The 25,327-nt window shown below is 56.9% G+C and carries 24 protein-coding genes and 5 pseudogenes; 11 read left to right on the top strand and 18 right to left on the bottom strand.

Going from position 1 to position 25,327, the window contains the following annotated elements; genetic code table 11:
* Nucleotides 1-3: 3 nt before the first annotated feature.
* From CES87_RS25395 to CES87_RS25360, 8 genes and pseudogenes are all read right to left on the bottom strand, one after another.
* Nucleotides 4-3,645: a transporter substrate-binding domain-containing protein gene (locus tag CES87_RS25395; protein ID WP_128608278.1), complete on the bottom strand. Its 3,642-nt coding sequence runs from the start codon at nt 3,643-3,645 to the stop codon at nt 4-6.
* Between the two features lie 8 nt (nt 3,646-3,653).
* Nucleotides 3,654-4,279: pseudogene (locus tag CES87_RS25390) on the bottom strand (response regulator).
* A gap of 229 nt (nt 4,280-4,508) precedes the next feature.
* Nucleotides 4,509-4,909 (bottom strand): annotated as a pseudogene (locus CES87_RS25385) (response regulator).
* Nucleotides 4,910-5,088: 179 nt separating this feature from the next.
* The gene (locus tag CES87_RS25380; RefSeq protein WP_128608277.1) at nt 5,089-6,417 is read right to left on the bottom strand and encodes a deoxyguanosinetriphosphate triphosphohydrolase; all 1,329 of its coding nucleotides are present in this window, start codon (nt 6,415-6,417) and stop codon (nt 5,089-5,091) included.
* Nucleotides 6,418-6,505: 88 nt separating this feature from the next.
* Nucleotides 6,506-7,669 (bottom strand): EAL domain-containing protein, encoded by a 1,164-nt coding sequence (locus CES87_RS25375; RefSeq protein ID WP_128608276.1) that lies wholly within the window; start codon nt 7,667-7,669, stop codon nt 6,506-6,508.
* A 126-nt stretch (nt 7,670-7,795) separates the two neighbouring features.
* Nucleotides 7,796-8,137: a hypothetical protein gene (locus CES87_RS25370; RefSeq protein ID WP_128608275.1), complete on the bottom strand. Its 342-nt coding sequence runs from the start codon at nt 8,135-8,137 to the stop codon at nt 7,796-7,798.
* Nucleotides 8,134-8,523 (bottom strand): phage holin family protein, encoded by a 390-nt coding sequence (locus CES87_RS25365; RefSeq protein WP_128608274.1) that lies wholly within the window; start codon nt 8,521-8,523, stop codon nt 8,134-8,136. The genes CES87_RS25370 and CES87_RS25365 overlap by 4 nt, the downstream gene beginning before the upstream one ends.
* 2 nt (nt 8,524-8,525) lie before the next feature.
* Nucleotides 8,526-8,840, bottom strand: coding sequence for a YqjD family protein (locus tag CES87_RS25360; RefSeq protein WP_077044586.1), 315 nt, complete (start codon nt 8,838-8,840; stop codon nt 8,526-8,528).
* A gap of 326 nt (nt 8,841-9,166) precedes the next feature.
* On the opposite strand from CES87_RS25360, the pseudogene CES87_RS25355 reads away from it, so the two are divergent.
* The 5 genes and pseudogenes from CES87_RS25355 to CES87_RS25335 all read left to right on the top strand — a co-directional run bounded on the left by CES87_RS25355 (nt 9,167) and on the right by CES87_RS25335 (nt 12,605).
* Nucleotides 9,167-10,374, top strand: a pseudogene (locus tag CES87_RS25355) (ammonium transporter).
* 106 nt (nt 10,375-10,480) lie between these two features.
* A pseudogene (locus CES87_RS25350) lies at nt 10,481-10,716 on the top strand (glutaredoxin family protein).
* Nucleotides 10,717-10,887: 171 nt separating this feature from the next.
* Complete coding sequence (locus CES87_RS25345) at nt 10,888-11,205, top strand: transcriptional regulator (RefSeq protein ID WP_128608273.1); 318 nt, start codon at nt 10,888-10,890, stop codon at nt 11,203-11,205.
* 71 nt (nt 11,206-11,276) lie between these two features.
* Complete coding sequence (locus tag CES87_RS25340) at nt 11,277-12,167, top strand: pseudouridine synthase (protein WP_128608272.1); 891 nt, start codon at nt 11,277-11,279, stop codon at nt 12,165-12,167.
* 159 nt (nt 12,168-12,326) lie between these two features.
* Nucleotides 12,327-12,605, top strand: coding sequence for a hypothetical protein (locus CES87_RS25335; RefSeq protein ID WP_128608271.1), 279 nt, complete (start codon nt 12,327-12,329; stop codon nt 12,603-12,605).
* An 86-nt stretch (nt 12,606-12,691) separates the two neighbouring features.
* Here CES87_RS25335 and CES87_RS25330 read toward each other — a convergent pair whose 3' ends face one another.
* Both CES87_RS25330 and mobA read right to left on the bottom strand, forming a co-directional pair.
* The gene (locus tag CES87_RS25330) at nt 12,692-12,913 is read right to left on the bottom strand and encodes a YgdI/YgdR family lipoprotein (RefSeq protein WP_128608270.1); all 222 of its coding nucleotides are present in this window, start codon (nt 12,911-12,913) and stop codon (nt 12,692-12,694) included.
* 77 nt (nt 12,914-12,990) lie between these two features.
* Entirely contained in the window at nt 12,991-13,593 is a 603-nt protein-coding gene (gene mobA / locus CES87_RS25325) for a molybdenum cofactor guanylyltransferase MobA (RefSeq protein ID WP_128608269.1), read from the bottom strand.
* Nucleotides 13,594-13,674: 81 nt separating this feature from the next.
* Here mobA and moaB point away from each other — a divergent pair, with 81 nt between their 5' ends.
* Together moaB and glp are read left to right on the top strand one after the other, a co-directional pair.
* A complete protein-coding gene (gene moaB, locus CES87_RS25320; protein WP_128608268.1) occupies nt 13,675-14,214 on the top strand; it encodes a molybdenum cofactor biosynthesis protein B in 540 nt (179 codons plus the stop codon).
* On the top strand, nt 14,198-15,424 hold the full coding sequence (gene glp, locus CES87_RS25315; protein WP_128608267.1) for a gephyrin-like molybdotransferase Glp: 1,227 nt from the start codon (nt 14,198-14,200) through the stop codon (nt 15,422-15,424). The genes moaB and glp overlap by 17 nt, the downstream gene beginning before the upstream one ends.
* Nucleotides 15,425-15,487: 63 nt before the next feature.
* Here the strand turns inward: glp and CES87_RS25310 are convergent, their stop codons facing one another.
* Complete coding sequence (locus CES87_RS25310; RefSeq protein ID WP_128608266.1) at nt 15,488-15,796, bottom strand: hypothetical protein; 309 nt, start codon at nt 15,794-15,796, stop codon at nt 15,488-15,490.
* A gap of 227 nt (nt 15,797-16,023) precedes the next feature.
* Between CES87_RS25310 and yegS the strand changes: the two genes are divergently transcribed.
* Complete coding sequence (gene yegS / locus CES87_RS25305) at nt 16,024-16,941, top strand: lipid kinase YegS (RefSeq protein WP_128608265.1); 918 nt, start codon at nt 16,024-16,026, stop codon at nt 16,939-16,941.
* Here yegS and CES87_RS25300 read toward each other — a convergent pair.
* The 3 genes from CES87_RS25300 to CES87_RS25290 all read right to left on the bottom strand — a co-directional run bounded on the left by CES87_RS25300 (nt 16,925) and on the right by CES87_RS25290 (nt 19,446).
* Nucleotides 16,925-17,581: a response regulator transcription factor gene (locus tag CES87_RS25300; RefSeq protein WP_128608264.1), complete on the bottom strand. Its 657-nt coding sequence runs from the start codon at nt 17,579-17,581 to the stop codon at nt 16,925-16,927. The genes yegS and CES87_RS25300 overlap by 17 nt on opposite strands.
* Nucleotides 17,578-18,471, bottom strand: coding sequence for a sensor histidine kinase (locus tag CES87_RS25295; RefSeq protein ID WP_128608355.1), 894 nt, complete (start codon nt 18,469-18,471; stop codon nt 17,578-17,580). Before CES87_RS25295 ends, CES87_RS25300 begins: the two co-directional genes overlap by 4 nt.
* 504 nt (nt 18,472-18,975) lie before the next feature.
* On the bottom strand, nt 18,976-19,446 hold the full coding sequence (locus CES87_RS25290; protein WP_128608263.1) for a hypothetical protein: 471 nt from the start codon (nt 19,444-19,446) through the stop codon (nt 18,976-18,978).
* Nucleotides 19,447-19,908: 462 nt separating this feature from the next.
* Here CES87_RS25290 and CES87_RS25285 point away from each other — a divergent pair, with 462 nt between their 5' ends.
* Both CES87_RS25285 and CES87_RS25280 read left to right on the top strand, forming a co-directional pair.
* Complete coding sequence (locus tag CES87_RS25285; RefSeq protein WP_128608262.1) at nt 19,909-20,844, top strand: chemotaxis protein CheV; 936 nt, start codon at nt 19,909-19,911, stop codon at nt 20,842-20,844.
* A gap of 188 nt (nt 20,845-21,032) precedes the next feature.
* Nucleotides 21,033-21,839: an MOSC domain-containing protein gene (locus tag CES87_RS25280; RefSeq protein WP_128608261.1), complete on the top strand. Its 807-nt coding sequence runs from the start codon at nt 21,033-21,035 to the stop codon at nt 21,837-21,839.
* Nucleotides 21,840-21,913: 74 nt separating this feature from the next.
* Here CES87_RS25280 and CES87_RS25275 read toward each other — a convergent pair whose 3' ends face one another.
* The 3 genes and pseudogenes from CES87_RS25275 to CES87_RS25265 form a co-directional block, all read right to left on the bottom strand.
* Nucleotides 21,914-22,198 carry a pyrimidine/purine nucleoside phosphorylase gene (locus CES87_RS25275; protein WP_128608260.1) on the bottom strand — a complete coding sequence of 95 codons (285 nt, stop codon included), beginning with the start codon at nt 22,196-22,198 and terminating at the stop codon, nt 21,914-21,916.
* Between the two features lie 60 nt (nt 22,199-22,258).
* Complete coding sequence (locus CES87_RS25270) at nt 22,259-22,810, bottom strand: exonuclease domain-containing protein (RefSeq protein WP_128608259.1); 552 nt, start codon at nt 22,808-22,810, stop codon at nt 22,259-22,261.
* A 100-nt stretch (nt 22,811-22,910) separates the two neighbouring features.
* Nucleotides 22,911-24,798: pseudogene (locus CES87_RS25265) on the bottom strand (biotin carboxylase N-terminal domain-containing protein); the annotation flags it as partial.
* On the opposite strand from CES87_RS25265, the gene CES87_RS33620 reads away from it, so the two are divergent.
* Nucleotides 24,685-24,924, top strand: coding sequence for a hypothetical protein (locus tag CES87_RS33620; protein ID WP_256591085.1), 240 nt, complete (start codon nt 24,685-24,687; stop codon nt 24,922-24,924). The pseudogene CES87_RS25265 and the gene CES87_RS33620 sit on opposite strands and share 114 nt — an antisense overlap.
* A gap of 24 nt (nt 24,925-24,948) precedes the next feature.
* Here CES87_RS33620 and CES87_RS25260 read toward each other — a convergent pair.
* Nucleotides 24,949-25,327 (bottom strand): enoyl-CoA hydratase-related protein (locus CES87_RS25260; RefSeq protein ID WP_256591083.1); only part of this gene is annotated, 379 nt, incomplete at its 5' end.

The following is a 25,327-nucleotide window of genomic DNA, read 5'->3' as shown; positions in this document are numbered from 1 at the left end:
TAGTTAAGCCTCTGTCATCCTGCTTTCGTCGTTGTGCCCGATTTGTTGCAGCAATGCCTGGTCCAGTTCCAGCAGGGCGCGCTCCACTGCTGCACAGCATTCAGCGACTTTTTCGGGATGGAATTGGTCGCGGCAGGAGATTTCCAGCGCCTCGCAGCTGTCGATCAATCGAGTGGCCTGAGCGATTCGGGCGGCACCCTTGATTTTATGGGCGATATCCAGGAATGCCTGTGGGTCCGTGGAGCCGCAAAGCGCCAGTAACCCTTGGCGGTCCTGTCGGTTGCTGTTGAGCAGTTCAGTCAACAAGCGCTGGTTCAATACCGGGTTGCCACCGGTCAACTGCTGAAGCCCTTCCAGGCTGAAGGCTGGTGTGAGTGAGGTCGGTGCCAGGCCTTCAACCCATTGGCTCAGGGCAGTCAAAGTCAGGGGTTTGAACAGGCAGTCATTCATCCCGGCGTGCTTGCAGCGTTGAATTTCTTCCGGTTGTGCGTTGGCGGTAAAACCCAGAACGGTACACGGCGGCTGCTGCGTTTGTTTTTCGTGTAGGCGGATGGCGCGGACCAGCTCATATCCATTCATGACCGGCATGTTGCAATCGGCGATCACCAGATCGAACACGTCGGCTTTCCACGTCTCGAATCCTGCCTGACCATCAGATGCGACACTGAATCGATGGCCCAGAAACTCCAGCTGCTGACACATGAGTAAGCGATTGGCCGCATGATCATCGACCACCAGAACATTCAACGGGGCGATGGCGGCGCGTATCGGTGTTTCAGTTTTTTCCACTCGGGACTCACCTGGCAGTGTGGAAAGAAGCAGCGACATCGTTACGTGCGTACCGACACCCGGCTGACTGGTCAATTGCAGGCTACCGCCCATCATTTCGCACAGGCTGCGGCTGATCACCAGGCCAAGCCCGGCGCCACCCCGGGCCGTTTGCCCGACGTTATCGGCCTGAGCGAAGGGCTCGAACAGGCGTTGTTGATCCTGTGCGCTGATCCCGATGCCGCTGTCCTCGACCTGCAACTGCATCCGCACTTGATCGGGTTCGGTGGTCGGGCGCAAGTCGACGGTAATCCTGACTCGGCCCTGTTCGGTAAACTTGATGGCGTTGCTGACCAGGTTTGACAGCACCTGCTTGAAGCGCATCGGATCGAGCAGGACATCGATGGGGGGATAGACCGGGTTGAAATCCAGCTGAAGTTCAAGTTCTTTCTGCCGGGCCAACCCGTCGAAAATCCGTATCACGGACGCCACGATTTCTCGCGGATTGACACGTTCCGGGCTCAGGCTCAGGTGCCCGGATTCGATGCGCGCGATATCGAGAATGTCGCCAATCAGTTCCAGCAGATCCTTCGCCGAGTTGTACGCCACATCGATGGCGGGACGATCCGGGTGTTGGTGTTCGATACGCTTGAGCGTGAGTTCGAGCATGCCGATGACCGCGTTCATTGGCGTGCGGATTTCATGGCTCATGGTGGCCAGAAACGTGCTTTTGGCGCGGTTGGCTTCATCGGCACGCTCTTTCGCGCAGCGCAGATCATCGAACAGCTGCCGGCGTTCGCTGATGTCGATCCAGCCACCGATGATGCCTTGCACTTCACCGCTTGAGTCACGGTAGGGAAGAATCCAGTGGTAGATCGTCAACCGACGGCCACCAATGTGCATCGGACGGTCGAGAATCAGCGGTCGGCCCTCGGCCACTACGCGCTGATAGTCTGCCTGATATTCCTGGGCTTCGAAGGCATTGCTCAGGGTGCCCTGGATGACACTTTTGCCGATGACATCTTCGCGTTTGGCGCTGAAGGCTTGCAGGTAACTGTCATTGCAGCTTTGCAGCAGACCCTGACGATCACGCACATAAATCGGGTGAGGCGTGCCATTGACCAGCGAACGCATGAACTCGAATTGATCGCTCAATGCGCGCTCGGCTCTCTTGCGTTGATTGATCTGGCGACGCATATAAGCGTTCCAGGCCCCGGAAATCAGTAACAGCGCTCCGGCACCGAAGACGATTTGATAGAACAGCCGCTGATAGTTGCGCCAGGTGCTTTGCGATGACGCCGAAAAGCCCCGCCAACGGCTGTTGATGATGCCCAGCTCCTCGGGCGCGATGCTCAATAGCGCCTTGTTGAGGATGTCATGGAGTTCCTTGGCCTCCCGACTGGTGGCCAGGGAAAAGGCTGCCTGCTCGGTGCCGATGGTGGTACTGATCTGAAGGGTGTGTTCGAAGAGTCGCGATGAAATGAAGTAGTTGGCAATCACCAATGAGTTCACCGTGCCTTCTGCCTGACCCTCGGCCAGCATCTCCACGGCGCTGAACGTGTCCGGAGTTTCGATGAGCTTCACCCGCGGAAACTCGCTACGCAGATACGCGATCAGCGGATGTCCCTGGGCAATAGCCAGGCGTTTGCCTTGAAGCTGCGTAAGATTGGTCGGGCTGTCTGCGGCCTTGCGTGTCATCAGGACATAGGAATTTTGCAGGTATGGGCGGCTGAAATTCAGCAAGGTGTCCCGTTGTGCGCTGGGGAGCAGTGCAGCGATCAGGTCAGCCTGGTCACTCTTGATTCGCTGGATCATTTCGCTATCGCTGCGGCTGCGCTGGATGTCGAAGCGCAAGCCGGTGCGTAATCTGATGAGCTCAAGCAAATCCGCGGCAACGCCACGAAAGTTGCCGGCGCTGTCGAAAAACGTGAGCGGCGCGAACGCCTCATTGACCACCACGCGGACTACCGGATGTTGAGCCAGCCAGCGTTCCTCGCTGTAACTGAGCTCCAGGTTGTGATCGGTGAGCAGAATGTCACTGCCAGCGCTCCAGCGTTTGGCGATGTTTTCTCGAACACTGGTGGGGATGGCCAATAGCATCGCATTGATGATGCCGAGCAACTCCGGATTGTTCTTGTGCACCGCAAAACTGAAACCGTGGGCTTCGTGTTTGCCGAAGTTGGCCATGCGGATGTTGTTCAGGTAGCCCTTGTTGATCATGTAGTGGGTGGAAATGGTATCGCCGAGGAACACGTCAGCCTGATCGAAGGCAACAGCATTGATCGCATTCTGATAGGACGGGTAGGACGTGATGATGGCCTTCGGATACAGAGTCTTTACCTCCTCCAGCGGCAAGTAGTGATAAACCATGCTCAGTCGCATGCCGGCAAGGCCATCGGTCAGGGATCGGGTTTCACCTTCACGGGTCACCAGGACCGGTTGATCCACGGCGTAGGGCCTGGACAGTACAATTTCGGCATTGCGTGCCTCGAATCCATTGGCGGTACCGAGCAGGTCGACTTCACCTTTTTCAAGCGCTTCAATGGCTGCTCCTCGGGATGCGAAACGCTGAACCCTGATGGGTAAACCGGTGTTCTGGCCGAGGATACCCGCGTAATCGGCTGTGAAACCTTCATAGTCGTGGCCGCTGAGGGTCAGGTCGAAGGGCGGATAATCTGGCGCGGAGGTGCCAAGAATCAGCTCTTGTCTATTCTTGAGCCACTGGCGTTGTGATTTATCCAGTTGTACTTCCAGGTGCCCGGCCGTCGAGCGGCTCAGCAAGGCGTAGTTTTCACTGCTCTGCGCTGCGAGCAATGAGGTACTCAGGCATAGGCCCACGGCCACCAGTATCAGATAATCCGTTAAACGGCTGGGCATCCTGTCTCTCACACTAATGCGTTACGTTTTGCCATTTCGATGAGTTCAACCAATGACTGGGCCTTGAGTTTTTGCATGAGACGTTTTTTATAAGTGCTGACAGTCTTGTTGCTCAGAAACATGCCTTTGGCAATTTCCTTGTTGGTACGACCTTGTGCAAAGAGTTGCAATACCATCAGCTCCCGGTCGTTGACAGATTTGAATAGCTCCAGTTCGGCACATCGCGCTTCGTCGCCACGAACCGGATTCAACGCCTCGCTTGGAAAGTAGTTGTAACCAGACAATACTGCTTTGATAGCGCTGACCAGTTCGCTGAGATCCTCCTGTTTACAGACATACCCTGAAGCACCGGATTGCATGCACCGAATACCAAAAGTGTTGGGCATTGTGCGGTGAGTACCAGAGTTTTCAGTGGAGTACTCATTGCGTTGAAACGGGCCAGAACTTCCAGACCGTCCAATTTGGGAATGCTGATGTCGAGAATGACCAGGTCGGGCATGCATTCGCGAACCATCTGCATGGCGTCGACCCCATTGTCAGTTTCACCGACGACTTTGTAGCCTTCGTGTTCAAGCAGCATGCGAACGGCAAGGCGGATGACGGGGTGATCGTCGACAATAAAAACGGAGTTCATAATCAAATCCCATGCGAGCTGAAATAAAGCGCGCACCTTAGCTCAGATAATTGAGTGGACGTATGAACGGACGTACCCGTAGCAGCAATATAGGAATGTTCCTACAAGCGAAAGAGAATAGGCTTACGCTTGAACTAGATTTTTTATATGGGTGAATGATAGTTATTTTTATTTAGTTGCTGTTTCGATGGCTTCGTTTGGAGGTTTTTTATCGTTTTTCGACTGGTTTTTATAACTGCTTTCGTGGCGTTGTGGTCAGCAGTTTCATGAACTCAGCCTGTTTCAATGGTTTGACCAAATAGCCAAGTAATGGAAGGTCATGAATGCTTGCAATGTTTTCAAGCCATCCAGTTCAGCGGGTGTGAGGCTACTTAAAAGGATTGCTTGTTTGATCATCCCATGGCGACTGGCGAATTTGACCAAATCAATCCCGCAGATGTCGGGTAGACATTGATCGCACAAAAGAATATCGAAAGGTTGTTCAGCACCAAGCATTTGTTGCAGGGCGCCTTGGGCACTGTCGGTTGTGGTCAACCGGGTAAAACCATAACTCTCGAGCAGATATTGGGTTGCCCGGAGCTGAAACGGATGGTCTTCCACCAACAAGATGCGCAGATTGTCTTTATTCATATTATTCACGCTGCTTTCATTGAACCCAGTGGACGTGATTGTTTCGCGTCAATATGGGGTTATCGATCAGTTCACTCGACACCAGCTGTAGGGAAATTCAGCGAGCGTTGAATGTACTTGGTTTTTATGGGGGGGATCGGCCATTACAGGTGGCGTAATGGCTGATTAACCGGTGCTCGTCAGTAACTGGAACGTCCCGTCATTTCCAGCGCCATGTCGCTGGCGTAGCTGTCCGTCATGCCGGCGATGAAATCGATCATTCGCAGAAATGACGTGTGTAACGAGCCATGCGGATCGGGTGCATTGTTGCCCAGCAGGTCGAGCACCCGACGACTCTTGAAGGATGGCGTTCGACCGTTGTGTTGTTCCAGGGCTGCGCCACAGAAGGCGTTGAGCAGGATTTCCAGCGTGGTGTAGGCGCCGATTTCGTGCAGGGTCTTGCGTTTGTCCTGGAAGATTTTTTTACGGGCCATGTCTTTTGCATTCAGGACGCAACGTTTGGCCGGGCCGTGCATGTGTTCCACCAGATCGCCCGACAGCGTACCGGCCAGCAATGTGTCTTGCTGCTCGACAAAGGCACGGGCTGCAGCATTGGTCAGGTGCTCAATGGCTTTGCCGCGCAGGATGGCCAGTTTGCGTCGGCGAGAATCCCCGGGACCAAGCTGCCTATAGGTTTCCGGCAGATCATCACCCACCAGGTCCAGCAGCAGGGATTCGACTTCAGCGTATTCCAGTAACGCCATTTCCAGGCCGTCTTCGAGGTCGATCAACGCGTAGCAGATGTCATCGGCAGCCTCCATCAGGTACACCAGCGGGTGACGTGCCCAGCGCTGTTCTTCGAGTTGTGGCAGGCCGAGTTTCTGGGCGATCTGTTCCAGCAGCGGCAATTCGCTCTGGTAGCAGCCGAACTTGTGTTTCTTGTACCCCAGCGAATCGGCATGCTTGGCCGTCCAGGGGTACTTCAGATAAGTACCGAGGGTGGCGTAGGTCAGTCGCGTGCCGCCATCGAACTGGTGGTACTCCAGCTGAGTCAGTACCCGAAAGCCTTGGGCGTTGCCTTCGAAATTGAGGAAGTCATCGCGCTCTGCCTCACTCATTGCATCCAGCCAGCCACGACCGGCGGCTTGCTGGAACCAGTGACGAATCGCATCCTCGCCGGAGTGGCCGAACGGAGGATTACCGATGTCATGGGCCAGGCAAGCCGATTGCACCACCATCCCCAGGTCGCTGGGCTCGCACCAGTCAGGGAGGGCGCTGCGGATGGTCTCACCGACGCGCATGCCCAACGAACGGCCGACGCAGCTGACTTCCAGCGAGTGAGTCAGACGTGTGTGGATATGGTCGTTGCTGGAGACCGGATGCACCTGGGTCTTGCGCCCGAGACGACGAAACGCTCCCGAGAAAATGATGCGGTCATGATCTTTGTGAAAAGGACTGCGGCCAAGTTCTTGCGGGCTGTGCAGAGGCTTTCCGAGGCGTTCGCGGGTGAGCAGGGTGTGCCAATCCAAGGCGGTTTCTCTCCGTCGGGTGACTAGAGTCCCTAGCTTCCCGGTTCGCGCCGGGACCTGCAAGTGGAACTAATTAATTGAGAACCCCCTAGAACCCGACGGCATCAATATCGATAAGTAGCAAGCGTTCGCCATTGTCGAAAAATTGCCCGGCGGTGAGGCAGTACTGATTGCTCGTGGCATCGCGATAAGTGCTGGAGAGCGTCAGGCGCCGTTCATCCCCGCCTTCGGCCAGCAATTGATAAAAATACGGGCGCCATGACCAGTTATGGCCAAGGTAGCGATTGTCGGCGACCCAGCCGTTGTTGCGCCATTCCAGGTTCGGCGTCAGCTGGGTGCCCTGACGGTCGCATTGATAGAAGCGCAACAGCCAGGGAAAGGCGTCGAGTTGAGGCAAGGCACTGAGCGGGGCGCGAGCCTGCGCCCAGGCTTGCAGGATCGCCATCAGTTCGCTGAGTTGCTGACGCATGATCATCAGACGACCGCGTTCGGCCAGTTTCTGCTTCACATAGCGCTGACGCAGTTGTGCAAAATGCTCGACGAATGCACCGGCGCAAAAGAAATCTTCTTGTGCCCCGGCGAACAGGAAACCCTGCACGTAGCGTGAACCGCACTCCAACGCAAAATTAAGCTGAGCGTCGGTTTCCACGCCTTCGGCGATGATCCAGCAACCGGTTTTTTCCGCCATTTGCGCCAAGGCTTTGACCACATCGCTACTTGGTCCGCCCAGTGCCGCCGCCTGAAACAAACGCATGTCGAGTTTGAGAATGTCCGGTTGCAGCGCCAGCACGCGATCGAGCTGGGAATAACCGGCACCGAAATCATCGATTGCGATTCGTGCGCCGGCTAAACGGTAACGCGCCACAACTTGAGCCAGGCGCTGGATATCACCACGCAGTTCGGTGATCTCGAAGACGATTCGCTTTGGGTCGACACCGTACTTGTTCAGTTGCTTGAGGCTTGGCAGCGGCTTGTCCGGGCCCAAGCGACTGATCCAGCGCGGAGAAATGTTCAGGCTGAGAAACCAGTCGCAGGGCGCCTCATGCAGGCGACTCAACGCGTTATCACGCAGTTGGCGATCCAGGCGACGCAGGGCCGCGGCGCTTGTGCGCGGGTCGGCGAACAAGGGGCCCACCGATGCCAACTGACCGTCTGCCTGACGCAGTCGACCCAGCGCCTCGACACCCGCAATCCGTCCGGTAGCGGTATCGATGAACGGCTGAAAACAGGCGAGCGGTTGCCCGTCAATCACAAGGCCTCCTTAGTGGATCTTGTTTTGGATAAAGCCTGGCGACCGACATAGGCACGCAGGATCGAACCCCTCGATAAAGAGGTTCATCCCGTGGGTATTGCAAGAATGTAGCCAGAAAGTGACAGCTTAGGGTTTGCGCGAGGAGCCTTGCATAACGAGTTTGATCAGTGGCCCTAGCGTGGTGCCAAGCCGAACCAGTCGGGTCAGGCTGCTGACACCTGCGCCCTTGGCGCCCTTGCCGGTCAGAAAGCCCAGCAGGGTTACCGCCGCCACGCCCCAGAGTGGAGCGTGCTTGATGCCGAGGCCGTCGTGCAGGTTTTGCGTCATCGCGCGAACACGCTGCAAGGGTTGCAGTAGTTGTGCGGATTCGTGGCGGATTTCCTGTCGATGCATTTCCATGCGCAGGCGAATCAACATCTTGCGCATTTCCGTGCGCGAGCTGTTGCGAGGCAGTTCAGGCAGGTTCATGGCAGCAGGCGCTCCCGATCGTTGGCCAGTTCTTCCAGAGTGCCATGGAAGGGTGAGGACTCATCGAAAATCGCCGCTCTCAGGCGAATGCCGCAGAAGATCGCCGCCAAGGTATAGAACACGCAAAGGCCGATGATGGCCGCGAGACGATAGGTGTCCCAAAACAGGATCATAACCAGCGTCGACAACCCCACCAGCAACAGCAGGGCAAACACCAGTGCCAGGCCTGCAAACAGCAGCAGGCTTACGGTGCGGGCCTTTTGTTCCTGCAATTCGATGCCGAACAGTTCGACATGGCTGTGCAGCAATCCAAGAACGGCCGCACCCAGTCGCCGCGATGAGGTACTTGCGCCCGTCGTGGACGAGCCGAATTCATCGATCGACATAATCAGCGCCGGGTTGCCAACAGGCCGATAAGGAAACCCACGCCAGCGGCAATGCCGACCGATTGCCATGGGTTGGCCTGGACATAATCCTCGGTGGCAGTGACGGCAGCCTTGCCGCGCTCGCGCAGGGAATCTTCGGTCAGCTTCAAGGTTTCCCGTGCACGCAGCAAGCTGTCGTGGATCTGCTCGCGCAACTCGTCGGCCTGATCGCCGGCCAGGGAAGCCGTATGTTCCAGCAACCGTTCTGTGTCGCTGACCAGTGTCTGAAAATCGTTCATCAGGATTTCTTGAGCAGTCTTTGCCTTGATGCTGGCCATTGGTGATCTCCATAGGTGGCGTCTGAAACGTTCGAGTATGAGCCTTGTGTGAAGGTTCAGTACAAATGACTGGTACAACTTTTGCTGTGTCGTGGTGCGCCAGCCTGCGCTATTGCGCTGTTGCTGGGCATGATTTGCCGAAAACATTAATTCAAACAAACAAAACCCGAGCAAATGTCCCGGTCGTGATCGGCCTTGACGAATACTGTGCGCCAAAGCGGTTCATCGGGAGTGACGCGCTCGATTCAGTGCGTCACAACTTGGTGCATGGATTGCCCGCACGAACTGCTTTGGTGCTTTTTTCAGCCTTAAGGTCTGCCTCATCCATGGAAAATCTGCAAAGCGCTGTGGACAGTCTGGTCCATAGCTCCAATACGTTGTTCATCCTGATCGGTGCGGTCATGGTACTGGCCATGCACGCCGGTTTTGCCTTTCTCGAAGTCGGTACGGTTCGGCAAAAAAACCAGGTCAATGCGCTGTCGAAGATCCTCAGCGACTTCGCCGTTTCTACCCTCGCTTACTTCTTTATAGGCTATTGGATTTCCTACGGGGTGACCTTCATGCAACCAGCGGCGGTGATCAATGCCGATCACGGTTATGGGCTGGTCAAATTTTTCTTTTTACTGACTTTTGCTGCGGCGATCCCGGCGATCATTTCTGGAGGCATCGCCGAGCGTGCGCGATTCGTGCCGCAACTGTGCGCGACAGCACTGATCGTGGCGTTCGTCTATCCCTTCTTCGAAGGCATGATCTGGAACGGAAACCTTGGTTTGCAAGCCTGGTTGCTGGAACGCTTCGGCGCCAGCTTCCATGATTTTGCCGGTTCCGTGGTGGTCCATGCCATGGGCGGCTGGCTGGCGCTGGCGGCGGTGTTGCTGCTGGGGCCGCGCAATGGTCGATACCGCGAAGGGCGCCTGGTGGCATTCGCGCCGTCGAGCATTCCGTTTCTGGCGTTGGGGTCGTGGATCCTGATCGTCGGCTGGTTCGGTTTCAACGTGATGAGCGCGCAAACCCTGCAAGGCGTCAGCGGACTGGTGGCAGTGAATTCGCTGATGGCCATGGTCGGTGGCACTGTGGCGGCCTTGATTGTCGGGCGCAATGACCCGGGCTTTCTGCACAACGGTCCGCTGGCCGGGTTGGTGGCGATCTGTGCCGGCTCCGACTTGATGCACCCGGTGGGCGCACTGGTGACTGGGGCCATTGCCGGGGCATTGTTTGTCTGGTGCTTTACCGCCGCTCAAGGCAAATGGCACATCGATGATGTGCTGGGTGTCTGGCCGTTGCACGGTCTGTGTGGTGTGTGGGCGGGATTGCCTGTGGAGTTTTCGGCCAGAGTGCACTGGGTGGGCTGGGCGGGGTGAGCCTGATCAGCCAGTTGATCGGCACGACGCTGGGAGTGATCGTGGCATTGGCCGGTGGCTTCGCGGTATATGGCGCGATCAAGGCGTTCCATGGTCTGCGTCTGAGCCAGGAAGAAGAGTATTACGGTGCGGATTTGTCGGTCCACAAGATCGGTGCTGTCAGCCAGGACTAATTTGCAGTCTGGCGCTACTGGTGATTGCCGCTATGGCTTGCCCGGGCGCTCGACGGTTTTTCGGGGCAGGCCTAGAATAGTCTTAAATTTTTTTGGTTGAGCGCTCATGCCTCCTGAATGTCAGCTGTTCGGCACCTTGGGGTGCCATCTCTGTGAAGTGGCCGAAGCCATGCTGATGGAGTTTGTCGAGCGCGGCCTGCTGGTGGAACTGGTGGACATCGCTGACGAAGAAACATGGTTTCAGGCCTACAGTCTGCGTATTCCGGTATTACGTCGGGTCGATACGGGGCCGAGCTGGGCTGGCCGTTCGGATCCGACGACGTCGTGGCCTTCCTGCGTTAAACGGTTTTTGGCGATGGCGGGGTGCCCGCCGGTCGAACTTTGCGATTGATCCCTTGGCTTATCCGTTACGATTCGGATACTGTATGCGCATACAGTTATTTCGGATTGCTGCACTGCTGTCCCTAGGCTCAGGGTTGAGCAGGCGTGTCCGGGCGTGAGAGGGAGTGAATCGTGGTCAATGTCGAGCAACTGAAGAGCAGCGTGAACCGGATGTCGGCGGACGTGGTACGCGAGGCTGTTCTCGAATTGCGTCTGGATGGGCTGGTAACGGAAGGGAAGACACCTTTCAACAAACTGCATTTCAATACCTGTTTCGCTGAAATCGAAGCCTTGTTCCAGCGCGCGGGTTATCACCGGCAACTGGATGTCGTGGGCTATCAGGGCTTGTTGTATGCGCTGTATGACTCGAGTCGCTGGGAGGCGGTCGACGTACTGCGCTGGCTCAAGGAGTACACCGAGGCGGCGGCGCGCAGGCAGATTCCGGCATGAAGATTCTCCGCTGGGTTCGTTTGCGCCGCTGTTGGATAATGCCGCTCTGCATTGAGGTTTAGAGCTTTCGTATGTCGAGTTCATCTTTTTCCGCTGCACACAGTCAGGCCAGCACGCTCTACTTGCCGCCTGGCTCGTGGCAGACCGTTTTCGATTGCCTGTGCGAACATTTCAGCGCCATCGGTCGCGAGCAATGGCTGGACCGAATCGCCCGTGGCCGTGTTCTCGACGGACAAGGTGCGCCAATCGCCCTTGATCTGCCCTACAAGGAAGGTCTGCGCATTCACTATTTTCGGGAGGTGCCGGACGAAAGGCCGATCCCGGTAATCGAGTCGATCCTGTACGCGGACGAACATCTGGTGGTGGCGGACAAGCCTCATTTCCTGCCAGTGACCCCGGCGGGTGAATACGTCGAACAGACCTTGCTGAGACGGCTGATCCGTCGTTTGGACAACCCGCACCTGGTGCCACTGCATCGCATAGACCGGCATACGGCGGGACTGGTTTTGTTTTCAGCCAACCCTCAAAGCCGCTCGGCGTATCAGTCGCTGTTTCCTTCGCGGCAAATCGAAAAACGTTATGAGGCCATTGCCCGGGCATTACCCGAGCTCTCGTTTCCGTTGGTGCACAAAAGCCGACTCGTTGATGGCGAGCCTTTCTTTCGTATGCAGGAAGGGCCGGGCACCCCTAATACCGAAACGGCTGTCGAGGTCAGGGAGAAGAATGGTGATCTCTGGCGTTACGGCCTTTACCCGGTGACGGGCAAGAAACATCAGCTGCGGGTACACATGACAGCGTTAGGCGCGAGCATTTGCAACGACCCGTTTTATCCTCATGTACTCAAGGATGTGGAGGATGATTACGCCAATCCTTTGAAACTGTTGGCCCAGGGGCTGAAGTTTGTGGACCCGGTCACCGGGCAGGAACGGGAGTTCGAGAGCACGATCACCCTGCAATGGTAATCAAGAGGGTTATCGTCCTGTTCATGACGTTGTTAGAAAAGATCGAATTTATGCGCAGGTTTGCAGTCATTTGAACAGGCCCCACGAACGTGGCGTACAAAGAACTCGGCACGGCCGGATCGTTCGGCGGCTCCGAGAGCTTCCGTGCAAGGAGATACCATGAAACGTACCGTTTTCGCTGGAATGTTCATTTGCGCTGCAGTAGTGGCCTCGCCCGTGTTTGGCGCAGACCACGACCTGTGCACGATCAAGCTCCAGGAGCTCAGGGACAAAGTTAGCAGCCTGCCAGCCACGTCTGAAAATACCACCATGGACATCAAGCGAATGCAGGCCAGCGCGGAAGCGGCCAGAGCTGCCGATGACGACAGGAAGTGCATCACCGAGGCCACGCAAGCGCTGGCACGCGTGGATAAACTGAACAACGAGCCAAACCCTTAACAGATACTTTTTTTATTTTCGATTTTCAGAAAAGCAAATGCCCCGATAAATCGGGGCATTTTTGTGTCCGGTAGTCGCCGCTCAGATTACAACTCTTTAACAGTGCGAACCTGATCCTTGTTGATGCGGGTCTGCTTGCCATCCAGTTGTTCGAATTCGTAGAAGCCCGAATCCTTGTCGTACTTTGGCGTGTCGACGGCCTGGATTTCGCGACCGTCATTCAAGGTGATCACTGCAGGCGATGCGCAACCGGCGAGGGCAGCAAGGCCCAGTGCGAGCATGAAGGCGGTCAGGGTCCGTTGAGTCATGGGGTGTCTCCGAAAATTAATTCTTTTGGTTACTGAGCTTGAGACGTATGCAGCGCGTGCAAGTTCCTCGGGTACTTTCAGTCTGACACAGAGTTGTGTGTGCTTAACAGTTCCGGTGTGTTGAGGTTGGCCAGGCGCGGGTCGTTGTCAGGGCACTGTAGCGCAGTTGCGCCCAGCTTGCGCATGACTCGCCCCGGACTGCGCTCACCGTTGTTCCAGGCGCTTTCGAATTCGGCGCGAAGTGCCACGGGGATTACACACAGCAAAGGTTCCCAGTGGTCGTCGTGGCGCAGCATCAACGGTTTGTCCAGGTGTTGGCTGGCGGTTTCGCGCATGCTGGCGATCAGTGCCTCATCGATGCGCGGTACATCGCAAGGCAAGACCAGCAGGTGGGGATGGCGAGCGGCCTTCAGCCCTGCACGGATGCCGGCCAATGGCCCGGGAAAATCACCTTCGTCGTCGTGAACCAATTGGTCGGCGTAAGGCGCGTATTTTTCCAGATTGCGGTTGCAGGAGATGATCAGGTCATCGCTCAACAGGCGCGTCTTGCGATACAAATGTGCAATCAGCGGTTCGCCGTGCCATTCCACCAACCCTTTATCCTGACCGCCCATGCGTTGGCCGCGACCGCCTGCCAGGAGGAGAATGGAACAAGGTGGCAAATCCAAATTCGAGGTCATGGCGAGTCTCCATGGAGGCGACGAAAAAATGGGGCGCTGTGATATAACACCGGGCTGTTTCTCCTACAACTGGACGAGCCTATGAAAGCCAAGGCTGATGTACCTTTCGCACCGCTCAACATCGCGGTACTGACAGTCAGCGACACCCGCACCCTTGAAACCGATACCTCAGGCCAGGTCTTCGTCGACCGCTTGACAGCTGCCGGCCATAACCTGGCTTCCCGGGTTTTGCTTAAAGATGATCTCTACAAAATTCGCGCGCAAGTCGCTAGCTGGATTGCCGAAGATGTCGTGCAGGTGGTGCTGATTACTGGCGGCACAGGTTTTACAGGGCGCGATAGCACGCCGGAAGCGGTGAGTTGCTTGCTTGACAAGCAAGTCGATGGATTCGGCGAACTGTTCCGGCAGATTTCGGTGGCGGACATCGGCACGTCGACTGTTCAGTCCCGCGCCTTGGCGGGTCTGGCCAATGGCACGTTGGTCTGCTGTTTGCCGGGTTCGACCAATGCTGTGCGCACCGGTTGGGACGGCATTCTTGCCGAGCAGTTGGATTCGCGCCATCGACCATGCAATTTCGTGCCACATCTAAAACAGGCGGCTCCCTGTGAATCCCGTGGGTAGGCCGGGCAAGACTGGCAGCCTGATGCCTGTCGAGGTGGCGCTGGCACGGTTAGTGGAAATGGCTGACGCCTCAAGGATTGCCGAACGTGAGCGCTTGCCGTTGGCGCAGGTCCAGGGGCGGGTGCTGGCCGATGATCTGGTATCGACGCTTGATCTGCCACCATGGCCCAACAGTGCCATGGACGGTTATGCCTTGCGTATGGCCGATTGGACCGGAGAGCCGCTAGTCGTCAGCCAGAAGATTTTTGCCGGGCAGGCACCTGACGCCTTGAAGCCGGGCACCTGCGCACGAATCTTCACCGGGGCACCTGTTCCTGCAGGGGCCGATTGTGTGGAAATGCAGGAAAACGCCGACGTTCAGGCGGATGAGCGAGTACGTTTCACCGAAACCATCACCATCGGACAAAACATTCGCCCGCAAGGCCAGGAAGCCACGGTCGGTGAACTGATTTTGCCGGCGGGTACGCGTTTGGGGCCGATTGAACAAGGTCTGGTTGCCTCGCTTGGTTGTGCCGAACTGGACGTGATTCGCAAGGTTCGCGTTGCAGTTCTTTCGACCGGCGATGAGTTGATCGAACCAGGGCAGGCCCTTGGGCCAGGACAGATCTATAACAGCAATCGTGTTTTGCTCTGCAGTTGGTTGCAGCGTTTGGGTTGTGAAGTGATCGACGCTGGCATTCTTCCTGATGATCTGGTCACCACGCGTGCCCGACTTGGCGAGTTGAAGAATGTCGATCTGATTCTTTCTACCGGTGGTGTATCGGTGGGTGAGGCTGATTTTCTGGGCATTGCCTTGCGGGAAGAAGGGGAGTTGAGCCTATGGAAACTAGCCATCAAACCCGGAAAACCGCTGACATTCGGGCATTTTTGCGGCGTACCGGTTATTGGCCTGCCTGGCAATCCGGCGTCTACCCTGGTGACCTTCGCCTTGTTGGCCAGGCCCTATCTTTTGCGTCGTCAGGGCGTCAAACAGGTGGAGCCGCTGAAGGTGCAAGTGCCGGCAGGGTTTGACTGGCCCATAGCGGGAAATCGACGTGAGTACTTGCGCGGTCGTCTGGAAGGTGGACGGGCAATTATCTACAAAAATCAGAGTTCCGGTGTGTTGCGTAGTGCCGCCTGGGCCGATGGACTGGTTGAAGTACTGGAGAATAGAACGCTTGTTGCGGGTGACTACGTGCACTTCATTCCCCTGAGTGAAGTGCTGAGCTGACCTTTGTAGCCTTTTTGCCATGCTCGCCCGGTTGATACGACCGGGTTTAGCTTTCACGACCGATCAGTGAGCCAGTAGCAGCGTCACGAGCTGGTCGAAACGGCTATTGGCGATCCAACCTAGGAGGCCGAGCAGTACGGCGGTTCCGCCAGCCGCATAGGCGAGCCTGTGCTTGATGGATCTGATGTCACTGCGAACCTCTTCCATGTCTCTTCGTATGTACTTGAGGTGTGTCTCCAGTTCAACAACGCGAGATTCCATATCGACTTCTCCATTGGTCTTTTCGTTTTTGATTTCAGCCTGATAATTAGTCCGTTTCTCTGCGAGCAGTGCGACCGGAGCTACCGGTAGCCTGAGGTCATGACTATGCATTGCACGTCCTTGTGTTTGTCCTGCTGATGACTGAAACCGTAGACGCCAAGGTGTACCAATACCGCTTTGTGGTCAATTGAGCCGATTCCTCACGTTTTGTAAGAAAATTCCCGCCATGTAGGACTCAAGACCTTCCGCCTCAAAATAATTCGATTTATTGCGGCTTTTATCTGGTGTGACGCGGTCAACATCTCCCATACGCCATTCAGTCCCGGGAGTGACAACAAATGAGCGATCGCAAGGCGCTGTTGATTCTGCATGGTAAGCAGGCGCTCAACGAGGCAGTTCGCGCTGCCGTCGAAAGCAGGCGCGAACAAGGTTGGGAGCTGGCCGTTCGATTGACCTGGGAGGCTGGCGACGCACAGCGGCTGGTGGAGGAAGCGCTGGCTGCTGGCTACAGGCAGATCATCGCCGGGGGCGGTGACGGCACCCTGCGTGATATTGCCGAGACCATGGCCGCGCATTCGCCGGGGGCGAGTCTGGTACTAATGCCACTGGGAACCGCCAACGATTTTGCGAGCGCCGCCGGTGTTCCTCTGGAACCTGCGCAGGCTCTAGATCTACTGGACGTAAAACCGAGCGCGATTGATCTGGGGGAAGTCGCAGGGCAGGTATTTCTGAACATGGCCACGGGCGGTTTTGGCAGCAAGGTCACGGCCAATACCTCCGAGGAGCTGAAAAAAGTCCTCGGCGGAGCAGCTTATCTGTTCACTGGCTTGTCACGCTTCAGTGAGTTGCACGCCGCGTATGGCGAGTTGCAGGGGCCGGATTTTCACTGGAGTGGAGAACTGTTGGCACTGGGTATCGGTAATGGCCGGCAGGCGGGTGGCGGACATGTTTTGTGCCCGCAGGCACTGGCCGACGATGGTTTGCTCGATATCAGCATTTTGCCAGCCCCGCAGGAAGTGGTTGGCACCTTGAAAAACTTGCTGGCCGGTGGCTTCGGTATCGATAACCTGTTCGTGCGGGCGCGCCTGCCGTGGGTCGAGATCAAGGTTTGCGAAGGCCTCTACATCAACCTCGATGGCGAACCGCTGGAGGGTGACAGTCTGCGGTTCTCGACGCGGCCGGCGGCACTTCTGGTGCATTTGCCCGAAGGCTCGCCGCTGCTAAGTGCGACGGGACCTGTCAGTCATCCAGGCTGATGATCTGCTCGCGTACGGCGAACAACACCAGGCCAGCAACATCATAGATCTGTAAGCGCTTCATGATCTGCGAGCGATGGGTTTCCACGGTCTTGACGCTCAGGCCCAGGCCGTTGGCGATTTCCCGGGTGGATTTGCCGCGAACAATTAAACGCAGGATTTCCAGCTGACGCGCCGTCAGGTTGTGCGAGTCTGCGGGTTCGGGGGATTTCTGGGTTCGGGTCAGCGCCTGGGTGATGACGGTATGGGCAATGGCCGGGCTCAGGTAGCGTTCGTTGTTACGCAAGGCTTCCAGCGCATGTTCCAGTTCGGTGGCCGTGGTGTCCTTGAGCAGATAGCCATGAGCCCCGGATTCCAGTGCCTGCATGATGAGTGCCGGGTCGGTGTGCATCGACAGGATCAATACTTTGCTCTGCGGTCGGACCCGTTTGAGTTGCTGCAAGGCTTCCAGGCCGCCGGTCTGCTTCATGGAAATATCCAGCAGCACGATATCCGGGGACAAATGCTCGACCATTGCCAGCAACTGCGAGCCGTCATTGGCCTCGCCGATGACCGCGTAGCCAGGAAGGTCCAGCACCAGGGCGCGCACGCCAGCCCTGATCAGCGAGTGGTCGTCCACCAGAAGTAAGTTACAAGTCAATGCATAACCTTATTCGTACTGGCCCGTTCGAGCGCGCGAGGTGCCCACGGGAAGAGAGCTTCGATTTGAGTGCCTTTGCCCGGTTCGCTGGTAACGGTCAGTGTGCCGCCCAGCTGATTGATGCGCTCCGACATCCCGGCCATCCCGCGCTGTCCTTCACGACCAGGGTCTGTGGCTGGCGCGAAACCCTGACCGTCGTCACTGATCGATAGTGTCAGGCCCTGTGGCAAACGCTGCAGGCAGACCAGCAGATTCTTTGCTTGGGAATGGCGCAGAATGTTGGTGACCGCCTCCTGGGTAATGCGATAGGCCGCCACGGCCGTTTCTTCCGGTATCCCGGTCAGGCGTTGATGGCATTCCAGACTCCAGTGCACGGAGGTGTTGGTCAGCGTCTTGAGTAAATGTGCACGCAGACTGGCTTCCAGTCCAAGGCTGGTCAACTGTCGGGGATTGAGGATGGCCGATACGTCGCGGACTTTGGCGAGAGTCTCTTCCAGGGTGTCGCAAAGCACAGAACATTGCCCTTGGAGTTCTTCCGGCATTCGGCGTTTGAGCCAGTCACTTTGAAGTTTGGCTGCGGTCAGCAATTGGCCGATGTCGTCATGCAGTTCCCGGCTGAGGCGGTGACGTTCGTTTTCCTGGACCTGGAGCAAGCGATCGGCCAGTTCCTGCGGCTGAAATTTGATCGACTTGCGTGACAGGCGATATTGCACCCAGACACAGCCCAAGGCAGCAATGTTAAGCGCCAGCAGACTCAGCGGAAGATGAGTGGACAGGCAATAGATCAGCAGGCTGCCGAGCGTTGAGCAGACGCATAACAAAAGCGTGAACCGACGCGCGTTTTCTCGTGAAGGTGGCCACGTGGCGATTGACTTGAGGCTGGCGTACATAGCGGATGGAGCCAATGGATGTTCGCTGCGGGAAGGCCGGTCATGTGGCTGACTGGCCTCTGTTTTATAATGTTGTACAACGACGTCAATAGTGCTCAGTTTTTGTATAAGAAATCCATCCTGGAACTTGCTCTGGCAGTAGCCGTGGCAGTCATACTGCCATTAATTGATGCCAACTAATGGGCGGCATAATACCACTTAAGGTACCGTTGGTCGCGGATGGGATATACGTCGTGGGAGTCAGGAAGCAAGGCCGATCCGGATACTAAATCCACGTTGGAACAAGTGGGTAAGCGTCGGCTGAGAGGGTCGATTATCCATGGGTCTTTGTCTTTCAATACCCAGGCAAAACCCTGGTCGAGACAGCATGCAATGGCATGAAGGAAGCGTTGTTTATTCGCCTTTGTCGTTTATGGATATGCAATATTCAATTGCGACATGAATGCGTAAAAGTTACTGCGCACTCAAAGCAATAAATGTGGATTACGACACGGTTTCCTCGATCTAAGCCTGCCGCTCCAGATAGGGAACGAGTGAGAACGGTTTGGAATTAAGCGGTGGTTGAAACTGACTTTGGCCGACCTGGAAGGCAAAGGCTTCTATCAAAGTCGTCTGCTCGCTTTCATCGAGGCTCAGTTGGCCGGTGTTCTGGTCGATCAGCTCAAGTTGCCAGGCGATCAGTGTAAGGCAGTCTTTCAGCGCACCCAAGGCTTCGTCGTGCAGCTCCATGTGATTTTGCGCGTGGTTGAGCAAGCCATGAATATGCAGCGAAAACTCCGAAACGGCTGCCAGTGCAAGGGCGTCCGCCTTGCTGGCCAGTTTGAGGAGGGTGCTGAGCATGCAGTCGATGGCGTCCTTGTCATTGCTGATCAGTTGCAGATGACTCAGGCATTCCTCGGTCTTGGCCAGGAGTGATTCGGCTTCGATCAGAAATTCCGGAATCCACTTTGCCCACTCTTTGCGATTGTTCGGCATGCTTATCTCCGCAACTTCAGGACACATGAGGGGATGTCGTGTGTGTCGACAAGGACGATGGGCGTCCTGACGAAACCGTTTCGTCGTGAGATCGTGTTCCGGTCGATTTGAGTCCGGACTTGGGACCTACTTGAGAGGGTGGATGGCCACTGACCTTCGATCGCACACAAAAGCCTGACTCCATTCATGCAATGAGAATGGCGTCACATTAATGGCTATTAGATATTGCGAACATCAGGTTGTGCCTGATTGTTGCTAGGGGAATCCCTTACGTATCGGAACTTGTCGCGTAAACAATCGTCGCGTCGCAGAGAATAGCAGATGAATTCACAACGCCAGTAAATCATGATGCTAATGTGACATCAATGTTTGCGCGTTGCATTTTGTATGGGTCAAGGTCTGGCAAAAGCAGCCGATAACCTCCTATTAGTGAATTCATCAGTACAAGCCCAGGAGTCATTGATGGCCGGCATTCTCGATACGGTAGACCAACGTACGCAACTGGTAGGTGAGAATCGCCTGGAAATTCTCATGTTCCGACTGGCCGGACGACAATTGTTCGCAATCAACGTATTTAAAGTGCAGGAAGTCCTGCAACTGCCAAAACTGACCTTGATGCCGCAGCGCCATCCGTTCGTTTGCGGCGTCGTCAACTTGCGTGGTCAGACCCTGCCGGTGATTGACCTGTCCCAGGCGATTGGCATGCGTCCCCTGGTGCCGGGCCCGAACAGTACAATTATCGTCACCGAGTACAACCGTTCCGTGCAGGCGTTCCTGGTCGGTGGCGTGGACCGAATCGTCAACATGAACTGGGAAGCGATTCTGCCGCCGCCGACCAGCGCCGGTCGCCAGCACTATCTGACTGCCATCAGCAAGGTCGACGATCAGTTGGTGGAGATCATCGACGTGGAAAAAGTCCTGGCTGAAATCGTCCCTTACAACGCCAAGGTGTCCCGCGAAAAACTTGCCGACCCGGTGCTGGAGCGTGCCCGTGGCCGTGAAGTGCTATTGGTGGATGACTCCAATGTGGCCTTGACGCAATTACGCGACACGCTCGGTCAGTTGGGTGTGAAAATGCACATTGCCAGTGATGGATTGAAGGCGCTGAACATGCTCAAGGCCTGGGCCGATACTGGCGTGAACATGACCGACAAGCTGCTGATGGTCTTCACCGACGCGGAAATGCCGGAGATGGATGGCTATCGCCTGACCACGGAAATTCGCAACGACCCGCGTTTGCGTGGCCTTTATGTGGTGCTGCACACGTCGTTGTCTGGCAGTTTCAACGACTCGATGGTCAAGAAGGTCGGTTGCGACAACTTCCTCTCCAAGTTCCAGCCGGACAAACTGGTCGACGTGGTTCGCCAGCGCCTGATGCTCGATGAGGTCCCGGCGTAAAGTAGGCTTGATTGCTCTGTAGGAGCTGCCGCAGGCTGCGATCTTTTGATGTTGCCCTTGAAAATCAAAAGATCGCAGCCTCGTTGCACTCGACAGCTCCTACAAGGGGGCACGGTCAGGATTCTGCTCTTTGATTCGGCGATCAAGCTCGTATAGGGTGGCGTTTTTTACCCACCAGGGAGCTGGCCATGCTGCGTCTGAGCGCGCTTTATCGTTATCCGTTGAAATCCGGCAAGGGCGAGACCTTGCAGCAGGTCGGCCTCGACAAACTGGGATTGGACGGTGATCGACGCTGGATGCTGGTGGACGAGGCCAGCGGGCGCTTCCTGACCCAGCGGGCGGTGGCGCAGATGAGCCAGCTGTCAGCGTTGTGGAATGCTGATGGCGGCCTGACCCTCAATGCTGCGGGCCACTCACCGATCGATATCGCTTTGCCCGGCAGCGACGCCGAACTGCGCGGCGTGACCATCTGGCGCGACACGTTGCGTGTGCCGGATGCTGGCGACGCGGCGGGAGCCTGGGTCAGTGAATTCATTGGCAAACCGACGCGTTTGGTGCAAGTGCCACTGGATCGGGCACGGACTACCCAGGCCGGTTATGGCAAGGACGACGATCAGGTGGCATTCGCCGATGGCTTCCCCCTGTTGCTGATCGGTCAGGCGTCTCTGGAGGATCTGTCGCAACGGGTCGGTCGACCACTGGAAATGCTGCGATTTCGACCAAACCTGGTGATCGAAGGCAGTGACGCATTTGCCGAAGATAGCTGGAAGCGCATCCGCATCGGCGATGTCGAGTTCCGCGTGGTCAAGTCCTGCGCACGTTGCATTCTGACTACCATCGACCCGCAAACCGGCGAACGCAGCGCAGATCGCGAACCGTTCGCGACATTGCAGAATTACCGGGCGCAGGAGGACGGAGCGATGTTTGGCCAAAATCTGGTCAATGACGGTCACGGCACTCTCCAGGTCGGCATGCCGGTGACCATCCTTGAATAACTGCCTTTGAAATAAAAAATGCCCGTGTTTTCAAAAACACGGGCATTTTTTTGTCGCTGTGAAAACCCAGGGTTTTAGCCGCGGTATTCGCACAGGTAGGCCGTGTCGACGGCCACTTTCAGCTGGAATTTGCTGTTGGCTGGCACGTTGAACTGGCTGCCGGCGGTGAAGGTTTCCCAGTCGTTGCTGTCCGGCAGTTTGACAGTCAGTGCGCCGGACACCACATGCATGATTTCACGCTGGCTGGTACCGAATTCATATTCGCCCGCAGCCATGACGCCGATGGTCGCCGGACCTTCAGCGGTGCCAAAGGCGATCGACTTGACGGTGCCGTCGAAGTACTCGTTGACTTTAAACATGGGCGATTCCTCGAAAAGGGCTAAAAAGGGCCGGTCAGTATGCACAAGGGGCCGATGTCGTCACCTCTCCAAAGGGGGAAGAATCTGCGGTAACAGTCGCGCTGTATTGCGCGCATCTTCCAGCGCACGGTGTTGCTGACCGGTAAATTGCAGGCCAGCCATTTGCAGCGCGCCATTGAGCCCCAGCGGGCGGTCCAGGCGACGGGCCTTGGCAAAGCGCTGTTTGAGGTTGATGTGCGGTGTACGGCTCAAGACGCTATCGATTTGCAGATGCTGCCATTCCTGAATGAGCTGCTGGCGATCGTAATCGCCCCAGCTGACCCACCCCTCCAGTTGCGCATGATGCTGCCCGAGCCATTGTTCGAATGACGGCCAGATCTCGCTCAGCGTCGGCGCCAAATCGACGTCGGCCTGGGTGATGTGCGTCAATTGCCGACAAAACGGCGTCAACAGCGGCCGCCGCAATGGCCGCACAAAGCACTGGAAGTGATCCACTTCGCGCCCTTTGCGGTCCACCAGGGTGGCGCCGATTTCGATTATTTCCATTTCCGTTACTGGCCAACCACCCTCATCGGTGGTGGCTTCCAGATCAATGACCAGCCATTGAGGCATTGCAGGGTTCCTGGTATCCGCGTCCTGATAGGTTTTGAGCGTAGCCAAACCCGGCAGTTCCGCCTAGCGGCTTATTCGACCTCCAACAGAATCTGACGATTTTCACTTGATCGCCGACCCGGACCTGCAAGCGCTTGAGGACGCCGTCGATGCCTGATTTGAGCGGGTGCTCCATTTTCATGGCCTCCAGCACCAGCAGCAATTGACCCTTGCTGACCGGGCTGCCCTCGCTGACCAGCACGTCGACAATTGCGCCATCCATCGGCGCCTTGAGGGTGCCAGAGTTGACATTGTTCTGGCTGCTGACCAGGGCCTGGGTCCGGTCCGTCAGGCGTAGGCTGCCCGGACGGGTAAACAGGCAGATTTGCCCGGATTGCAGGCGCCAGGCATGGCGTTGACGGATGCCGTCGAGTTCCAGGGTGGCCCAGCGTCCGTCGCACTCGATGATCTTCAGTTCAAGGCTGCGATTGGCGACTTGAATCCGGTAAACCTCGCCCGGCACGGCGTTCAACTCAACCAACCACTCCTGATCTTCCAGACCCAGACGATAGTGCAGCGGCACACTGGCGTTGTTGCGCCAACCCGCCAGCGGGCCGCGGTGCGCCCGGGCCGAGGCTTGATAAAGCAGGGCGGCAGCAATGGCCAGTTCTTCTGCACTGGGCACATAAGGGTGCAGGCACGGATGGTCAGCGAAATGCTGTGCAATGAATCCGGTGCTGAATACGCCGCTGATGAATTGCGAATGTTGCAGCAGGCTGGCGAGCAGTCGCTGGTTGCTCTGCACTCCCAGCAGCACGCTGTCCTGCACCGCACGCAGCAACTTGCGTCGGGCTTCTTCGCGGGTGGCGCCATGGGCGATGATTTTGCCTAGCATCGGATCGTAAAAGGGGCTGATATGTCCGCCTTCGATCAAGCCATCATCGACCCGCACGCCACTTTGCAGCGCCGGTTCCCACGCCGTGATACGCCCGGTTGGGGTAGAAAACCCTGGGCCGGGTCTTCGGCATACAAGCGCACCTCCATGGCATGACCGTTGAGTTGCACCTGCTCCTGACGTAGCGGCAGCGGTTGGCCTTCGGCGATGTTCAGTTGCCAGGCCACCAGGTCCAGGCCGGTGATCAGTTCGGTGACCGGGTGTTCCACTTGCAGGCGGGTATTCATCTCCAAAAGTAAAACTGCCCGCGTGCATCCAGCAGGAACTCCACGGTGCCCGCACCAACGTAGTTCACGGCGCGACCGGCCTTGAGCGCCGCTTCACCCATGGCCTGACGCAATGGTGCGGTCATTACCGGGCAAGGTGCTTCCTCGATGACTTTCTGATGGCGGCGCTGGATCGAACAATCGCGCTCGCCGAGGTAGATCAGGTTGCCATGCTGGTCGCCGAACAGTTGAACCTCGACATGCCTGGGTTCGATCAACGCCTGTTCGAGGATCAGTTCGTCACTGCCAAAACCGTGCAGGGCTTCGGAGCGTGCGGTGCGAATCTGCTCCAGCAAATCACGGGCATCGTGCACCATCCGCATGCCGCGACCACCGCCGCCGGCACTGGCCTTGATCATCAGTGGATAACCAATGCGTTCGGCTTCGCGGGCCAGGGTCGCGTCATCCTGATCAGCGCCCTGATAACCCTGGATGCACGGTATGCCGGCGTTGATCATGGCGATTTTCGACAGGCGTTTGCTGCCCATCAGTTCGATGGCTTCGGGGCTGGGACCGATGAAGGTGATGCCGGCGTGCTCGCAGGCGCGGGCGAATCCGGCGTTTTCCGAGAGAAAACCGTAACCCGGATGGATCGCGTCCGCGCAGGTCAGGCGGGCCGCATCGATGATCGCCGGGATGTTCAGGTAAGACTGTTGCACCACAGCCGGACCGACATGTACGGATTCGTCGGCCATTTGCACATGCAGCGCATCGGCATCGGCATCGCTGAACACGGCAACGGTGCGGTAGCCCAAGGCCTGGGCGGTGCGCTGGATGCGGCAGGCGATTTCACCGCGGTTGGCGATGAGGATTTTGTGAATCCGGGCATTGGGTTTTCCCTTTCGGTTTGCGGTGAATGTCTGGGCCTCTTCGCGGGCAAGCCTCGCTCCTACGGGATATCACTCGACCTGTAGGAGCGAGGCTTGCCCGCGAAGCCTTTAAATGGCCCACCCCGGTTTTCGCTTCTGCACGAAAGCCATCGTCCCCTCAACGCCTTCAGCCCCGGTGACCGCATCGCTGAACCACTCGGCCGCTTCATCCAACAGCTCACTTGAGGGCTGCACGGCACTCGCCAGCAACAGCTTTTTAGTCGCCGCATTCGCTCCCGGCGCACAACACAACACATGCGCCAACACTTCATCGAGGCGTTCGGCCAATGCTTGCGGGTCATGTTCGACAAAGTGCACCAGGCCCATTCGTCGCGCCTGATTGCCATCGAAGCGTGCCGCGGTGAGGGCCAGTCGCCGGGTCTGAGTCAGGCCGATGCGCTGGACCACGAATGGTGCAATCTGCGCCGGCAACAGGCGAGGCTGGTTT

This window comes from Pseudomonas sp. ERMR1:02 (assembly GCF_002277815.1).
In the GTDB taxonomy this organism is placed as follows: Bacteria; Pseudomonadota; Gammaproteobacteria; order Pseudomonadales; family Pseudomonadaceae; genus Aquipseudomonas.
The sequence above is the reverse complement of the archived record's forward strand: the minus strand, read 5'-3'. Positions and strand labels throughout refer to the sequence as shown.

Bases quoted from the DNA above. Each gene is read 5' to 3' on its own strand.
- CES87_RS25395 (WP_128608278.1), bottom strand. From the start codon at position 3,645: ATGCCCAGCCGTTTAACGGATTATCTGATACTGGTGGCCGTGGGCCTA.
- CES87_RS25370 (WP_128608275.1), bottom strand. From the start codon at position 8,137: ATGAACCTGCCTGAACTGCCTCGCAACAGCTCGCGCACGGAAATGCGC.
- CES87_RS25365 (WP_128608274.1), bottom strand. From the start codon at position 8,523: ATGTCGATCGATGAATTCGGCTCGTCCACGACGGGCGCAAGTACCTCA.
- CES87_RS25360 (WP_077044586.1), bottom strand. From the start codon at position 8,840: ATGGCCAGCATCAAGGCAAAGACTGCTCAAGAAATCCTGATGAACGAT.
- CES87_RS25340 (WP_128608272.1), top strand. From the start codon at position 11,277: ATGTCGAGTTCATCTTTTTCCGCTGCACACAGTCAGGCCAGCACGCTC.
- CES87_RS25335 (WP_128608271.1), top strand. From the start codon at position 12,327: ATGAAACGTACCGTTTTCGCTGGAATGTTCATTTGCGCTGCAGTAGTG.
- CES87_RS25330 (WP_128608270.1), bottom strand. From the start codon at position 12,913: ATGACTCAACGGACCCTGACCGCCTTCATGCTCGCACTGGGCCTTGCT.
- mobA (WP_128608269.1), bottom strand. From the start codon at position 13,593: ATGACCTCGAATTTGGATTTGCCACCTTGTTCCATTCTCCTCCTGGCA.
- moaB (WP_128608268.1), top strand. From the start codon at position 13,675: ATGAAAGCCAAGGCTGATGTACCTTTCGCACCGCTCAACATCGCGGTA.
- CES87_RS25310 (WP_128608266.1), bottom strand. From the start codon at position 15,796: ATGCATAGTCATGACCTCAGGCTACCGGTAGCTCCGGTCGCACTGCTC.
- yegS (WP_128608265.1), top strand. From the start codon at position 16,024: ATGAGCGATCGCAAGGCGCTGTTGATTCTGCATGGTAAGCAGGCGCTC.
- CES87_RS25295 (WP_128608355.1), bottom strand. From the start codon at position 18,471: ATGTACGCCAGCCTCAAGTCAATCGCCACGTGGCCACCTTCACGAGAA.
- CES87_RS25290 (WP_128608263.1), bottom strand. From the start codon at position 19,446: ATGCCGAACAATCGCAAAGAGTGGGCAAAGTGGATTCCGGAATTTCTG.
- CES87_RS25285 (WP_128608262.1), top strand. From the start codon at position 19,909: ATGGCCGGCATTCTCGATACGGTAGACCAACGTACGCAACTGGTAGGT.
- CES87_RS25280 (WP_128608261.1), top strand. From the start codon at position 21,033: ATGCTGCGTCTGAGCGCGCTTTATCGTTATCCGTTGAAATCCGGCAAG.
- CES87_RS25275 (WP_128608260.1), bottom strand. From the start codon at position 22,198: ATGTTTAAAGTCAACGAGTACTTCGACGGCACCGTCAAGTCGATCGCC.
- CES87_RS25270 (WP_128608259.1), bottom strand. From the start codon at position 22,810: ATGCCTCAATGGCTGGTCATTGATCTGGAAGCCACCACCGATGAGGGT.
- CES87_RS33620 (WP_256591085.1), top strand. From the start codon at position 24,685: ATGTACGGATTCGTCGGCCATTTGCACATGCAGCGCATCGGCATCGGC.